The 14,570-nt window shown below is 72.2% G+C and carries 14 protein-coding genes; 2 read left to right on the forward strand and 12 right to left on the reverse strand.

Annotated features, from left to right (window positions below; genetic code table 11):
* Positions 1-9: 9 nt before the first annotated feature.
* The 4 genes from ACH4G3_RS11085 to bldG all read right to left on the reverse strand — a co-directional run bounded on the left by ACH4G3_RS11085 (position 10) and on the right by bldG (position 4,377).
* Positions 10-591 carry a small secreted protein gene (locus ACH4G3_RS11085; protein ID WP_397624191.1) on the reverse strand — a complete coding sequence of 194 codons (582 nt, stop codon included), beginning with the start codon at positions 589-591 and terminating at the stop codon, positions 10-12.
* A 192-nt stretch (positions 592-783) separates the two neighbouring features.
* Positions 784-3,189, reverse strand: a complete 2,406-nt coding sequence (locus ACH4G3_RS11090) for a sodium-translocating pyrophosphatase (protein ID WP_397624192.1) — start codon at positions 3,187-3,189, stop codon at positions 784-786.
* A 273-nt stretch (positions 3,190-3,462) separates the two neighbouring features.
* Complete coding sequence (locus ACH4G3_RS11095; RefSeq protein WP_020272727.1) at positions 3,463-3,900, reverse strand: ATP-binding protein; 438 nt, start codon at positions 3,898-3,900, stop codon at positions 3,463-3,465.
* Between the two features lie 135 nt (positions 3,901-4,035).
* Positions 4,036-4,377, reverse strand: a complete 342-nt coding sequence (gene bldG, locus ACH4G3_RS11100; RefSeq protein ID WP_003991900.1) for an anti-sigma factor antagonist BldG — start codon at positions 4,375-4,377, stop codon at positions 4,036-4,038.
* 79 nt (positions 4,378-4,456) lie between these two features.
* On the opposite strand from bldG, the gene ACH4G3_RS11105 reads away from it, so the two are divergent.
* Entirely contained in the window at positions 4,457-6,979 is a 2,523-nt protein-coding gene (locus ACH4G3_RS11105) for a DEAD/DEAH box helicase (RefSeq protein ID WP_397624193.1), read from the forward strand.
* On the opposite strand, the gene ACH4G3_RS11110 is transcribed toward ACH4G3_RS11105, so the two are convergent.
* The 7 genes from ACH4G3_RS11110 to ssd form a co-directional block, all read right to left on the reverse strand.
* Complete coding sequence (locus ACH4G3_RS11110) at positions 6,876-7,334, reverse strand: Rv3654c family TadE-like protein (protein ID WP_397624750.1); 459 nt, start codon at positions 7,332-7,334, stop codon at positions 6,876-6,878. The two genes, ACH4G3_RS11105 and ACH4G3_RS11110, sit on opposite strands and share 104 nt — an antisense overlap.
* A 14-nt stretch (positions 7,335-7,348) precedes the next feature.
* A complete protein-coding gene (locus tag ACH4G3_RS11115; RefSeq protein WP_397624194.1) occupies positions 7,349-7,714 on the reverse strand; it encodes a TadE family type IV pilus minor pilin in 366 nt (121 codons plus the stop codon).
* On the reverse strand, positions 7,701-7,910 hold the full coding sequence (locus tag ACH4G3_RS11120) for a DUF4244 domain-containing protein (protein ID WP_397624195.1): 210 nt from the start codon (positions 7,908-7,910) through the stop codon (positions 7,701-7,703). The genes ACH4G3_RS11115 and ACH4G3_RS11120 overlap by 14 nt, the downstream gene beginning before the upstream one ends.
* A 79-nt stretch (positions 7,911-7,989) precedes the next feature.
* Entirely contained in the window at positions 7,990-8,778 is a 789-nt protein-coding gene (locus ACH4G3_RS11125; protein ID WP_397624196.1) for a type II secretion system F family protein, read from the reverse strand.
* Positions 8,775-9,647: a type II secretion system F family protein gene (locus tag ACH4G3_RS11130; RefSeq protein WP_397624197.1), complete on the reverse strand. Its 873-nt coding sequence runs from the start codon at positions 9,645-9,647 to the stop codon at positions 8,775-8,777. Before ACH4G3_RS11130 ends, ACH4G3_RS11125 begins: the two co-directional genes overlap by 4 nt.
* Positions 9,631-10,857 (reverse strand): TadA family conjugal transfer-associated ATPase, encoded by a 1,227-nt coding sequence (locus tag ACH4G3_RS11135; protein ID WP_397624198.1) that lies wholly within the window; start codon positions 10,855-10,857, stop codon positions 9,631-9,633. The genes ACH4G3_RS11130 and ACH4G3_RS11135 overlap by 17 nt, the downstream gene beginning before the upstream one ends.
* Positions 10,854-11,966, reverse strand: coding sequence for a septum site-determining protein Ssd (ssd, locus tag ACH4G3_RS11140; protein WP_397624751.1), 1,113 nt, complete (start codon positions 11,964-11,966; stop codon positions 10,854-10,856). The genes ACH4G3_RS11135 and ssd overlap by 4 nt, the downstream gene beginning before the upstream one ends.
* A gap of 575 nt (positions 11,967-12,541) precedes the next feature.
* Between ssd and ACH4G3_RS11145 the strand changes: the two genes are divergently transcribed.
* The gene (locus ACH4G3_RS11145; protein ID WP_397618274.1) at positions 12,542-13,375 is read left to right on the forward strand and encodes an HAD family hydrolase; all 834 of its coding nucleotides are present in this window, start codon (positions 12,542-12,544) and stop codon (positions 13,373-13,375) included.
* A 332-nt stretch (positions 13,376-13,707) separates the two neighbouring features.
* Here ACH4G3_RS11145 and ACH4G3_RS11150 read toward each other — a convergent pair whose 3' ends face one another.
* Positions 13,708-14,532: a Fic family protein gene (locus ACH4G3_RS11150; RefSeq protein ID WP_397624199.1), complete on the reverse strand. Its 825-nt coding sequence runs from the start codon at positions 14,530-14,532 to the stop codon at positions 13,708-13,710.
* Positions 14,533-14,570 lie beyond the last annotated feature (38 nt).

Consider the following 14,570-nt stretch of genomic DNA (forward strand, 5'->3'; position numbering starts at 1 on the left):
ACTCCTCGCTCAGCTCTGGGTCGCCGGCGCCGTCGCCGCCTTGCAGCTGGACTGCCGGGCCATCGCCTGGCCGACCTCGCCCTCCTCAAGGGTCCGGAGCGCGTCGTTCCCGCTCTTGCCCAGCTTGTCGAGCTCCGTGGCGATGTCCTTGAGGCCGTCCGCGAACTTGCCCTGGTCCTTGGTGTCGAGCCCGTCGACCTGCTTCTTCAGGGAGGCGTACGAGGAGGAGATCGCGTTGAGCTCCTTGACGGCGTCCTGCTGCTTCTTCTCGCCGTTCTCGACGTCCGGCGCCCCGGCCTTGGTCACCGCGGCCCCGATGGCCTTGTAGGCGTCGGACATGTCCTGGAAGGCCTTCGCGTCGGTCTTCTGGACGTCCTCCGGCTTGCTGTTGTCCGAGGTTTCCTTCTGGATCGAGGCATTGGCCGACTCGATCTTCTTGGCCTGCGGCTGTACGGCGTCGCAGACCTCCTTGGCCCAGGAGTCCAGCTTCTCGTTGTCGTCGCCGCCGCACCCCGACAGCGCCAGTACCAGTACCGCACCGCCGGACAGTGCGGCCGCGAGCTTCTTGTTCACCGGTTTGGTCCCTTCCATGGCTCTCGGCCCCGGAACATACACGCCAGATGCACGGCAACCGCACGCCGAACGTCTATTAAGACCCTTTTGTAACCTTTTGCATCAAGCGAGAGAAGCCTCACGACGCGATGGTGCACACACAGAGCGGGCGGGCGACGCGTCAACGCGCGCCGCCCGCCCGCACCTTGAGCTGGGGCTTGGACGACCTCCCTACGAAACCACCGCCGGGTCCGCCGACTTGGGCTTCGCTTCGGCGTTGTCTTCGTCACCCATGGCGATTCCACGCCGCTTTGACACGTACACCGCGCCGACGATCACGAGGAACGCCAGGGCCGCGACCAGGATCCGCACCCCGATGCTCTTGTCGGCGCCGTAGGAGAACTTGATCACCGCGGGCGCGATGAGCAGCGACACCAGGTTCATGACCTTCAGCAGCGGGTTGATCGCGGGACCGGCGGTGTCCTTGAAGGGGTCGCCGACGGTGTCGCCGATCACGGTCGCCGCGTGCGCCTCACTGCCCTTGCCTCCGTGGTGGCCGTCCTCGACGAGCTTCTTGGCGTTGTCCCAGGCGCCACCGGAGTTGGCCAGGAACACCGCCATCAGCGTGCCCGCACCGATCGCTCCCGCCAGGAACGCGCCGAGCGGCCCGACACCGAGCGTGAACCCGATGAAGATGGGCGCCATCACGGCGAGCAGACCTGGCGTGGCCAGCTCGCGCAACGCGTCCTTGGTGCAGATGTCGACGACCTTGCCGTACTCCGGGGTCTCGCTGTAATCCATGATCCCGGGCTTCTCGCGGAACTGCCGCCGGACCTCGTAGACCACGGAACCCGCCGACCGCGACACGGCGTTGATCGCCAGCCCCGAGAAGAGGAAGACGACCGCCGCGCCCGCGACGAGACCCACGAGGTTGTTGGGCTGAGAGATGTCCATCATGAGACTCATCGGGGCACCGTCCCCGCTGAGCTTCTCGCCCACGTCCCGCGCGCCGGTGAAGATCGCGTCGCGGTACGACCCGAAGAGCGCCGCCGCGGCGAGCACGGCCGTGGCGATCGCGATGCCCTTGGTGATCGCCTTGGTGGTGTTGCCGACCGCGTCCAGATTCGTGAGCACCTGCGCGCCCGCGCCCTCGACGTCGCCGGACATCTCCGCGATGCCCTGCGCGTTGTCGGAGACCGGCCCGAAGGTGTCCATCGCGACGATCACGCCGACCGTGGTGAGCAGGCCGGTGCCCGCCAGTGCCACCGCGAACAGTGCCAGCATGATCGACGTACCGCCGAGCAGGAACGCCCCGTACACGCCGAGGCCGATCAACAGGGCGGTGTAGACGGCCGATTCGAGACCCACGGAGATACCGGCGAGGACGACGGTGGCCGGGCCGGTGAGCGAGGTCTTGCCGATGTCCCGGACGGGACGCCGGGTGGTCTCGGTGAAGTAGCCGGTCAGTTGCTGGATCAGGGCGGCGAGCACGATGCCGATGGCCACCGCGACGAGCGCGAGGACCCGCGGGTCTCCCTCCTTGCCCGTGATCGCCGCGTCCGTCACACCGTCGAGCTCCGAGTACTTCCCGGGCAGGTAGACGAAGACGGCCACGGCCACCAGCACGAGCGAGATCACCGCGGAGATGAAGAACCCGCGGTTGATGGCGCTCATGCCGCTGCGGTCGGCGCGCCTCGGCGCCACCGCGAAGATGCCGATCATGGCGGTGATCACACCGATCGCCGGCACGAGCAGCGGGAAGCCGAGCCCGGCGTCGCCGAAGGCCGCCGAGCCCAGGATCAGCGCGGCGACGAGGGTCACGGCGTACGACTCGAAGAGGTCGGCCGCCATGCCCGCGCAGTCGCCGACGTTGTCGCCCACATTGTCGGCGATGGTCGCGGCATTGCGCGGGTCGTCCTCCGGAATGCCCTGTTCGACCTTGCCGACCAGGTCGGCGCCGACGTCGGCGGCCTTGGTGAAGATACCGCCGCCGACACGCATGAACATCGCGATCAGCGCGGCCCCCAGGCCGAAGCCCTCGAGCACCTTCGGCGCGTCGGCCGCGTACACCAGCACCACGCAGGAGGCGCCCAGCAGGCCGAGGCCCACCGTGAACATGCCGACGACGCCGCCCGTGCGAAATGCGATCTTCATCGCTTTGTGCGAAACGGTGGTGAGATCTTTTTCCGGCTCGCCTGCCGCCGGAGTGGCTTCACGCGCCGCCGCGGCGACACGCACATTGCTGCGCACGGCGAGCCACATGCCGATATAGCCCGTGGCCGCCGAGAACGCCGCTCCGATCAGGAAGAACACCGACCGACCGGCACGCTGATTCCAGTCGTCCGCGGGCAGCAGCATGAGCAGGAAGAACACGACCACGGCGAATACCGCGAGCGTGCGCAGCTGACGCGCCAGATAGGCGTTCGCGCCTTCCTGGACCGCCGCCGCGATCTTCTTCATGCTGTCGGTGCCCTCGCCGGCCGCGAGTACCTGGCGTACCAGGACGCCCGCGACCACGAGTGCCGCCAGCGCGACGACCGCGATGACCACGACGAGAACGCGGTTGCCATCGGTCAGCACGGCGGCTGCGAGGTCTGTGGGATGGCCCGACTGTGGTGAGAGAGAAAGCCCCGCCATTCGTCCTCCTTGACGCTTGGGCTGAGCTCAAGATGTGGACGGGATTGTAGGTACCGGAACCTGATCAAAACAGAGCGCGATAAGCGGAATTGGCCTTCTGAGGTAATGCCCTGAAAGCATTCTCGGACTGCCGTGGAGCATACGAATGATCGTGAACGAATTCACGCGATGAACGGCACAGGAACTACTGTAAAGGCGAGCACTGACACCCGCACATGACGAAGGGCCCCACGGGTGGGGCCCTTCGTCAAGAACGGTGTGCGCGGTGGCTTGTCAGGCCAGGATGGTGGGCGGCGGGGTGGTCGGCCATGTCATCTTGATCGACCCGCCGTGCTCCCCCGCGCTGACCTCGACATCGTCGACGAGCCCGCTGATGACCGCGAGGCCCATCTCGTCCTCCTCGGCCTCACCGTCGGGGTCGCCTGGTCCGGCGCCGGGTCCGCGCTCGCCGGGGACCGCGTGCGGTGCCTCGTCGCCGACCTCGATGGAGAACTGTTTCTCCTCCTCGATCAGCAGCACCTTCACCGGTGCCGAGATCCCGCCGGTCTGGTGCAGCCCGACGGCCCGCGTGCAGGCCTCGCCGACAGCGAGCCTGACCTCGTCGAGGACGGCCTCGTCCACTCCGGCCCTGCGCGCCACCGCGGCCGCCACCAGTCGGGCGGTCCTGACGTGCTCGGGCAGCGCGCTGAAGCGGAGCTCAACGGTGGCCATGCATCCCCCTCGCAACTACGGGCGTGCTTTCGAGAGGCTCCGGGCCGCCGAAAGCCCGGGCCCCCTCGGTCTTCACTTCTGCCGAACTCTTGCCGCAACTTCGGCCGGCCCGGGCACGAGGCCCGGGTCCGGTGGTCAGTCGGTCGCCGCCACCGCTTCCTCGACCGAGGTGTGAATCGGGAACACCTTGGTGAGGCCGGTGATGCGGAAGATCTTCAGAATGCGCTCCTGGTTGCAGACCAGGCGCAGGGAGCCCTCATGGGCCCGCACACGCTTCAGGCCGCCGACCAGCACGCCGAGCCCGGTGGAGTCGAGGAAGTCCACGCCCTCCATGTCGACGACAAGGTGGAAACTGCCGTCGTTCACCAGCTCGACCAACTGCTCGCGCAGCTTGGGCGCGGTATATACGTCGATTTCGCCACCGACCCTGACGATCGTGCGATCGCCCATGGTCTCGGTCGACAGGGACAGGTCCACGGATCCTCCAGCACCTTGCTATCGAGCGGTCGCCCTAGGGGCACCTCGGCTTCGTCCCCTGGACGATTCGCCAGCCGCGATGGCATTCAATCACTTACGGGCAGGCGTGCACGACGCCTTGGCTCCATTGTCCGTCACGCCAGTGACACACTCGGTGCCGATGGCCAAGAATCACCGATCCGATGGACCCCCGACGGACCCCGCCTCCCGACCCGCGCCGGGCGCGGTCCTGGACCGGCTCGCGTCCGGTCCGAGCAGGGCTTCGCGCATTACTCATACGGAGCACTTGCCCCCGCGCGAGGGTCGGCATGCCGTCTGGCCGGACCGGATCCGCGCGGAGGTCGTGGCGGCCGTGCAGAGCGCGGGCATCGAGCACCCATGGGCCCATCAGGCGCGCGCGGCGGAGCACGCGCTGGACGGCGAATCGGTCGTCGTCGCCACCGGCACGGCCTCCGGCAAGTCCCTGGCCTACCTCGTGCCGGTCCTGTCCACCCTCCTGGACGGCGCCGAGGCCCCGAACGGCCGCGGCGCCACCGCCCTCTACCTGGCCCCCACCAAGGCCCTTGCGGCGGATCAGTGCCGCTCCGTGAAGGAACTTTCACATCCGTTGGGCCATTCGGTACGCACGGCCGTGTACGACGGCGACACTCCGTTCGAGGAGCGCGAGTGGATCCGCCAGTACGCCAACTACGTCCTGACCAACCCGGACATGCTGCACCGCGGCATCCTGCCGTCCCACGCCCGCTGGTCCTCCTTCCTGAAGTCGCTGAAGTACGTCGTCGTCGACGAGTGCCACACCTACCGCGGTGTCTTCGGCTCGCACGTCGCCCAGGTGCTGCGCCGACTGCGCCGCCTGTGCGCCCGCTACGGCGCCTCACCCGTGTTCCTGCTGGCCTCCGCCACTGCCGCCGAGCCCGCGGTGGCCGCCCGCCGCCTCACCGGTCTGCCGGTCCTGGAGGTCGCCGACGACGCCTCCCCCCGCGGTGAACTGGTGTTCGCCCTCTGGGAACCGCCGCTGACCGAGCTGCACGGCGAGAAGGGCGCCCCCGTCCGCCGCACGGCCACCGCCGAGGCCGCCGACCTGCTCACCGACCTCACCGTGCAGGGCGTGCGCTCGGTCGCCTTCGTACGGTCCCGGCGCGCGGCCGAGCTGATCTCCGTCATCTCCCAGGAGCGGCTGGCCGAGGTCGACCGGTCGCTGGCCCGGCGTGTCGCGGCGTACCGGGGCGGTTATCTGCCGGAAGAGCGCCGCGCACTCGAACAAGCCCTCCATTCGGGTGAACTGCTGGGCCTCGCCGCGACGAACGCCCTCGAACTCGGCATCGACATCTCCGGCCTGGACGCGGTCGTCATCGCCGGCTACCCGGGCACACGCGCCTCCCTGTGGCAGCAGGCGGGCCGGGCCGGACGGTCCGGGCAGGGGGCGCTGGCCGTCCTGGTCGCCCGTGACGACCCGCTGGACACCTTCCTCGTCCACCACCCCGAGGCCCTGTTCGACCAGCCCGTCGAGTCGACGGTCCTCGACCCGGACAACCCCTACGTGCTGGCCCCGCACCTGTGTGCGGCCGCCGAGGAACTGCCCCTGACGGACGAGGACCTCGACCTGTTCGGCCCGGCCTGCGAGGACCTCCTCCCCCAGCTCGAAGCAGCCAAGCTGCTGCGCCGCCGCACCAAGGCCTGGCACTGGACCCGCCGCGAGCGGGCCGCCGACCTCACCGACATCCGCGGTGAGGGCGGGCGCCCCATCCAGGTCGTCGAGGCCGGCACGGGCCGGCTGCTCGGCACGGTCGACGCGGGCGCCGCGCACTCGACCGTCCACGAGGGGGCGGTCCACCTCCACCAGGGCCGCACGTACCTGGTGCGGTCGCTGGACCTGGAGGACTCCGTCGCCCTCGTCGAGGAGGCCGCCCCGCCCTACTCCACGGTCGCCCGTGACACGACGTCGATCTCCGTGCTGGAGACGGACGTCGAGATCCCCTGGGGCGACGGCCGCCTCTGCTACGGCTCCGTCGAGGTCACCAACCAGGTCGTCTCCTTCCTCCGCAGACGGCTCATGACCGGCGAGGTGCTGGGCGAGACGAAACTCGACCTCCCTCCTCGTACGCTGCGCACCCGGGCCGTGTGGTGGACCGTCACCGAGGACCAGCTCGACCGCGCGCGAATCAACCCGGAGATCCTCGGCGGCTCGCTGCACGCCGCCGAGCACGCGTCGATCGGCCTGCTGCCCCTCTTCGCGACCTGCGACCGCTGGGACATCGGCGGCGTGTCCATCCCGCTACATCCCGACACGCTCCTGCCCACGGTCTTCGTCTACGACGGCCATCCCGGCGGCGCGGGCTTCGCTGAGCGCGCCTTCCACACCGCCCGCACCTGGCTGACCGCCACCCGCCAGGCCATCGCCTCCTGCGAGTGCGACGCCGGCTGCCCGTCCTGCATCCAGTCCCCCAAGTGCGGCAACGGCAACGACCCGCTGCACAAGAGGGGCGCGGTGCGACTGCTCACGGTGCTGCTGGAGGGCGCTCCCGAGGAGAAGGAGGCGGAGGCGCAGCAGCCGCCGAGGGAAGACCCAGGGGAGCCGACGGAGGCCCCGCCCGCGCCCTGACCTCCGCTGTGAACGGCCCCCGGCCCGACGCCGCCGTCACGTCCGAGATCTCTCCGGCGACCTCGCACCGCACGAGCCGGACACCCTGTGCCCGGGCCACCCGGCCGGCCCGGGCGCAGGCCGCCGTACCGCCCTCGGCCCAGTGGTCCGCCGCCGCGAGGGCCGCGAGATCCGCACCGCCCGCCGCACGGTGCCGGATCACGACGGCCTGCCCCAGCGCGAGGACGACGCCGAACACCACGCACAGGACGGCGATCGCCCCGACACTCCAGACGGTGGCGGACCCCTGGTCCGGTGCGAGACCTCGCAGCGCCCGCCGCCCCGCCTCCCGGCACCTCGGGCGCCGCCCCCGCATCTGCGGCCGCCGTCTCACGTGCCCACCCCCACCGTCTCCTCCACCGACGCCACCGCCTCCTCCCGCACGGCGAAGGACAGGCCGCGCAGCACCGGCGGCTCGGCCACGACGACCACGCGGACGTGTTCCGTGCCCCGGTCGACGGTCACTTTCGCGCCGGGCGGTGCCGCCTCACGGGTCAGTCGCACAACCGCGTCGGGCGGGTCCTGGCGGGCCGCCGCGCGGGCGCCCGTCCGTGCCGCGTCCACGCACTGGATCTGCGCGGCCACGACCAGCAGCCCCCACACCAGCGCCATCGCGAACATCACCAGCACGGGCAGCACCACGGCCGACTCCGCCGTGACGAACCCCCGGTCGGCGCCCCGCTCACATCCGCGCATCGAGGGCTTCCTTCACGATGTTCTGGAGCTCCGTACTGACCGCGCCGCTCGTGATGACCTTGTAGAGCACCACCGCGAAGGCCACCGCCGCGACGATTCCCATCGCGTACTCGGACGTGACCATCCCCGCGTCCCTCCGCGCCGCACGCGCCCCGCACACCAGGGCACTCACCCGTGCCCGTACCGCCTGATACATCTCAACCCCCGTGGGAAAGTTCCGAACTTCTGTTGCCAACCGCTGACTTGTTCCGCCGCTGATCCGGGTCTTCGCCGCCTCAGGCACCACCCCCTCCGAGCACCCCGCCCGCGAGCCCGATCACCACGGGCAGCACGCCGACCGCGATGAAGGCGGGCAGGAAACACAGCCCGACCGGAGCGCTGACCATGACGCCCGCTCGGCGTGCCCTGGCCGTCGCGGCGCGCCCCCAGTCGGCACGGGCCTCGGCGGCGAGGCGTGCGACCGGCGTGGCGGCGGGCAGCCCGGACACATCGGCCCGTTCGAGCAACCGGGCCAGACCTCCGGCGCCCGGGAGAGCGGCCAGCCTCCGCCAGGCCGGGCCCGGTTCGCCGCCCAGCCGTACCTCGGCCGCACCTTGGGCGAGGGCCTCGCCCACCGGACCGCCCAGGGCCTCGCCCACCGCCTGCGCGGCGACCACCGGGCCCGCCCCCGCCGCGATGCAGGCCGCCAGCAGATCGGCGGCCAGGGGCAGTTGCCGCGCCGCCTCGGCGAGGTCGGATGCCGGCGTGTCCGCACCGGCCGCGTCCTGCCGCAGCCGCCACCGCCACATCCCCACCGCGCCGGCCAGTCCGACGGCGACGCCGACCGGGCCGCCGATCAGCGCCCACCCGGCGCACGCCACGCCGACGGGAACCGACCATCTGCGCGCGGCCCGGCTCCAGGCCGGGCGCGGGGCCGGAGCGGTCGCCTCCCGGGGCGACAGCTCGGCCAGCCGACGCCGCATCCTCCGGCGGCGCCCCGCCTCCACGAGCCGGCACACCGACCACCGGAGAGCCAGCAGAACCCCCACCGTTACCCCCAGCCTGTGGACAACTTCCCCGCTCATGCCGCCGCCTCCGCACCCCGCACGATCCGCTGCACCCACCACAGCCCGAGGCCCTCCAGCACACCGCCGGCCACCAGACAGCCCAGGCCCGCCGTGGTGTGCAGCAGGACATGGAGGGGGTCGGCGCCGAGAGCGGTACCGATGAGGAGCCCCAGGGCCGGCAGCCCGGCGAGCAGCACCGCCGTGGCCCGGGCTCCGGCCAACTGGGCGCGCAGGTCGGATCGTTGGTCCCGTTCGGCGCGCAGGGCGGCGGCGAGTCGGTCGAGTCCCGCCGCGAGCCCCGCGCCCTGGTCCACGGCGACCCGCCAGCACGCCGCGAGTCCCCGCAGCCCCTCGGCGCCCGGCTGCCCGGCGGCGGTCGCGAGCGCGTCCGGCACGTCACCGCCGAACCGTGCCGCCGCAAGCACCGTCCCCTGTGCGTCCGCGAGTCCGCCGCAGTCCCGCGCGGCCCGCAGCAACGCCTCTGCCGGCTGGCGCCCGGCCCGCACCTCCCCGGCGAGCGCTCCGCACAGGGCGATGACCGCGTCGGCCCGGCGCTCCCGGTCCCGCCGCACCCGGCCGGCCAGCCGGACCCGACGCAACAGCGGCACGCCGGCCGCTCCCAGGACGACGGGCAGCACCGACGCCCCGAGCACCGCCAGCACCAGCCCGGCCACCGGCGCCCACCACTCGGCCCGCAGCCGCCCGCGGACCCGCCGCAGCCCCTCAACCGCCCCGCGCCAACCGGGCGGTCCGCTCCCGACGGTCCCGCCGCCCGCGAGCAGCAACCGCGCCCGCCGTGCCGCCGAGTGACGCTCACCCAGCAGCCAGACCGCCGCGCCCATGCACGCCACGGCCGCACCCATGGACATCTCAGCCGCTCCCGTCATCACTCGCCCCCTTCATGCCGGCCGCACCCGGCCCGCCCTCGGTTCCCGCAGTCCGAAGCAGCCCCCGCAGCCGCTCCCACCCCCGCTCGCGCACGAAGGCCTCCGGTCCCCACCGCAGCGCCGGCACCGTCCGCACCAGCCCCGACAACTCCCGCTCCAGCACATGCACCTCGGCGATCCGCCGCCGCCCGGTCCGGTCGCGTACGAGGTGCAGCACCACGGAGAGGGCGGCCGCCACCTGGCTGTGCAGCGCGGCTCGGTCGAGCCCGGCGGCCGTGCCGAGCGCCTCCAAGCGGGCCGGTACATCGGCGGCGGCATTGGCGTGCACGGTTCCGCAGCCGCCCTCGTGGCCGGTGTTCAACGCGGCCAGCAGATGCACCACTTCGGGTCCGCGGACCTCGCCCACGACCAGCCGGTCGGGCCGCATCCGCAGCGCCTGGCGCACCAGGTCCTCGAGCGTGACGAGGCCGGCGCCCTCCTGGTTGGCGGGTCTGGTCTCCAGCCGCACCACGTGCGGATGGTCCGGCCGCAGTTCCGCCGAGTCCTCGGCGAGGACGATCCGCTCGTCCGGCCCCACCAGCCCCAGAAGGGCGCTCAGCAGGGTCGTCTTGCCGCTGCCCGTGCCGCCGCTGACGAGGAAGGACAGCCGTGCGTCGAGGAGGGCGCGCAGCACGCGGTCCCCGCCCGGCGGCACCGTGCCCGCCGCGACCAGCTCGCCGAGTGTGAAGGCACGCGGCCGTACGACCCGCAGGGACAGGCAGGCGCAGCCCACGGCGACCGGCGGCAGCACCGCGTGCAGCCGGGTCCCGTCGGGCAGGCGGGCGTCGGCCCAGGGCCGGGCGTCATCCAGCCGGCGCCCGGCCACGGCGGCGAGGCGCTGGGCGAGCCGCCGTACGGCCGCCGCGTCCGCGAAGCGCACCTGCGTGAGCTCCAGTCCGCCGCCGCGGTCCACCCAGACCCGATCCGGGGCCGACACCAGCACGTCGGTCACCGACGGGTCGGCGAGCAGGGTCTCCAGCGGCCCGCTGCCGACCAGTTCGGACCGCAACCGCGCGGCGGCCCCCAGGACTTCCGCGTCCCCGAGCACCCGTCCCTGCTCCCGCAGGGCCTGTGCCACGCGCGCGGGCGTGGGCTCGGTTCCGCTCTCGGCCAGCCACCGCCGCACCCCGTCGAGCAGTTCCACGCCCTCCAGCCCGGCCAGGGTGTTCACGCCGCACCCGCCTCGACGAGCGCCCGCTCCCAGAACTCCCTGCAGAACCGGGCGAGCGGTCCGCGCGGGGCGGCGCCCGGGGGTGCCGTGCCCTCGTCCGGGCGCAGCAGGTGCGGCTCGACCGGCACCTCGCCGACCAGGGGCAGTCCGAGCAGCCGGGCCACTTCCCGGTCGTCGAGCCCCGGCGAGTACGGCCCGCGGACCGCCACCCGCAGATCGCGCAGGACCATGCCGACCGCGGACGCCACCCGCCCGGCGGCCGCGACGGCGCGCAGCTCGGCGGGCACCACCAGCACGCCGACGTCGAGCTGCGTGAGGACCTCGGCGACACCGTCGTCGATGCGGCGCGGCAGGTCGACCACGACCGTGCCACCCCGGCGCCGGGCCGCGGCGAGCACCGCACGCACCGCCTGGGGCGGGACGGCGATCCGGTCGCCGCGGTCCCAGCTGAGCACCCGCAGCGAGTGCAGTTCGGGCAGCGACTCCTCCAGAGCGCCCCCGCCGACCCGCCCGCGTGAAGAGGCGAACGCGGGCCAGCGCAGGCCGTCGGCCGTCTCGCCGCCGAGGAGTACGTCGAGTCCGCCGCCCAGCGGATCGGCGTCCACGAGGAGTGTGCGCAGCCCCTCGCGCGCGGAGGTGACGGCGAGGGCGCACGCGAGCGTGGACGCTCCGGCCCCGCCCCGGCCGCCGATCACGCCCACGGTGAGGGCGGGCCGGCCGACGCCCTCGGCCACGTCGGCGATGCGGTCGACGAGCCACTGCTCGCCGTCGGGCAGCATCAGGACGTGTTCGGCGCCGATCTCGACGGCCCGGCGCCACACCCCGGAATCGTCCTGGTCCCGGCCGACGAGGACGACTCCCCTTCTGCGCGCGGCCCCGCGCACCCGCCGCGCGGCGTCGTCGCCCACGAGGACGAGCGGCGCGGTCTCCCAGCCGCCTCTGCGGTCGGGCACCCCGTGGTGCACCTCGGGCGTGGCGCCCGCCGCCGCGCACAGGCGCAGCAGGTCGTCGAGGAGTTCGGTGTCCTCGGTGAGGATCAGCGGTCCGCCCTGCCGCCCTCCGGCGGCCGGCGGCGGATCGTGTGTGACGGCTCCGGCCACGGTCTCCATCCCCCTTCGCTGCATGACTCGCACGGCCCCTGCGGCCCCGCGATTCCCAATCGTGGGAAGAACCGGCAAGGCGGCCTCCCTTTGAACGGCCGACACAAACCGGCCATACGCCCCCGGCAATCGGAGCCGGGCCATGAACCCGCCGCGAGTGGGGTGCGCTGGAATCACGGTGCAGCGATCCCGGAAATCGTGTGGATCTTGGTGGATAACTGTGGACGCCTCGGCAGTTGTGAATATCGCCGTCACCCAAACCGGTGACGCCCGCAGGCCCTCCGTGCGACTTCCACAGAGGAGTCCGACGGCTACGCACCGTGACAGATCAGGGGCATGCCAACAGCCGCGCCGAGGCGGCAGCGAAGCGGCCATCCGGCCGCGCGAAGGAGGAGAAAACCCACCCGGACATGCGACGACCCCCGCCGGGGGGGAGAGCGGGGGTCGTCCCCACGGCCGACTCGGGGGGGGAGGAGTCGGGCCGGGTTAGCACGGTCGCGAACGATCCGTGACTTCCATGGTGTACCCGAGAGCCCTCTCAGGCAAACCCACACGCCCCACCTTACGCCGAATGGGCTGCCCCTATGCTCAAGGGCGTGGAAAACCACTCGTCGCCCCGCACAGCAGCCTTCTTTGACCTGGACAAGACGGTCATTGCGAAGTCGAGCACGCTCACGTTCAGCAAGTCGTTCTACCAAGGCGGTCTGATCAACCGCAGGGCCGTCTTGCGAACTGCATATGCCCAGTTCGTCTTCCTGGCCGGCGGCGCCGACCACGACCAGATGGAGCGCATGCGCGCGTACCTGTCGGCGCTCTGCCGCGGCTGGAACGTGCAGCAGGTCAAGGAGATCGTCGCCGAGACGCTGCACGATCTGATCGACCCGATCATCTACGACGAGGCCGCCTCCCTCATCGAGGAGCACCACACGGCCGGCCGCGACGTCGTGATCGTGTCCACGTCGGGCGCGGAGGTGGTCGAGCCGATCGGCGAGCTGCTCGGCGCGGACCGGGTGGTGGCGACCCGCATGGTCGTGGGCGACGACGGCTGCTTCACCGGCGAGGTGGAGTACTACGCCTACGGCCCGACCAAGGCCGAGGCCATCAGGGAGCTGGCCGCTTCCGAGGGGTACGACCTCAGCCGCTGCTACGCCTACAGCGACTCGGCGACCGACGTGCCGATGCTGGAGTCCGTCGGGCACCCCCATGCCGTGAACCCGGACCGCGCGCTGCGCCGCGAGGCCCTCGCGCGCGGGTGGCCGATCCTGGACTTCCACCGTCCGGTCCGGCTCAAGCAGCGCATCCCCGGGTTCTCCGTACCGCCGCGTCCGGCGCTCGTCGCGGTCGCCGCGATAGGCGCCGCGGCGGCCACCGCCGGTCTCGTCTGGTACGCGAACCGGCGCCGCGCGACCGTCGCTTGACCCGGGACGACCCGAAGTCCTATTTGAACCCAAAAGTAAAGAAGTGCAGCCTGGACTTCCGCTTATCCCGGGGCAGGAGTACAAAGGAGTCAACGGCCCGCGAGACCAAGGACATCCGAGAGGATCACCTTAATTACGCATTTGGCCCCACGGACCGAGCATGAACACCGGGCACCCACGCGACGTCGACCCGTCGATTACGGGCCAGCCGCACCAGGGACGGGCAAAGTTCCCGACCTGATGGGCATATATCGAGGACGCTTGGTACCCCGGTGCTCATGCCAGCGGCGGTACGAGTTCTCGTACCGCCGCATCTCTTTGCCGGCGCGGTTTCACGCCGCTCCGCGCTGCAACGCCTCGCACACCGCCGTCGACTCGCGAGCCCCCAGCTCGACCGCCCTGCCGCAGTGGGCGATCCAGGCGGCCATGCCCTCCGGGGTGCCGGAGACGTACCCGCCGAGGGCTTCCAGGTAGGCCTCACGGCCCAGCTCGGCATGGCCCACCTCGGCCGCGCAGACCGACTTCGGATCCAGGCCGCTGCCGATCAGGACGATGCGTTCCGCCGTGCGCGCGACCAGGCCGTTGTGGGACGTGAAAGGGCGCAGCGCGAGGAGCTCGCCGTGCACGACGGCGGCCGTCACCAGCGCCGGCGCGGAGCCGCCCGCGATGATCAGCTCGGCCAGCCCCTCCAGCCGGCCGTGCGCCTCGGCCGCGCTCGGCAGCGGCAGCCCGACCAGCGGCTCGTCGACCGGCTCACCCTCCTGCCGGGGCCGGCCCACCTCGTCGGCCTTGTCGGCCGCCGCCACCAGGTGCAGCCGGGCCAGCACGCGCAGGGGCGACTGCCGCCAGATGGACAGCAGCTGGCCCGCCTCGGCGGTGAGCCGCAGAGCGGCACCCACGGTGCGCGCCTCGTCGTCGCCGCTGAAGTCCGTGCGCCGGCGGACCTCCTCCAGGGCCCAGTCCGCGCCGGCCAGCGCCGCCGAGCCACGGGCGCCGCGCAGGGCCGCCTCGGAGGTGATCGCGTTGCTGCGCCGCCGCATGATGCGGTGCCCGTAGACCCGGTCCACGGACTTGCGCACGGACTCCACGGAATCGGCGACCCCGGGCAGCGCCCCCAGGGCCGCGAGAGGGTCGGCGGTCGCGCCTGCTGTACTCATGAGTACGACCCTACGCACCCCGAGGGCCCGCCCCACGG

The organism is Streptomyces afghaniensis (genome assembly GCF_044327915.1).
Taxonomy (GTDB): domain Bacteria; phylum Actinomycetota; class Actinomycetes; order Streptomycetales; family Streptomycetaceae; genus Streptomyces; species Streptomyces afghaniensis.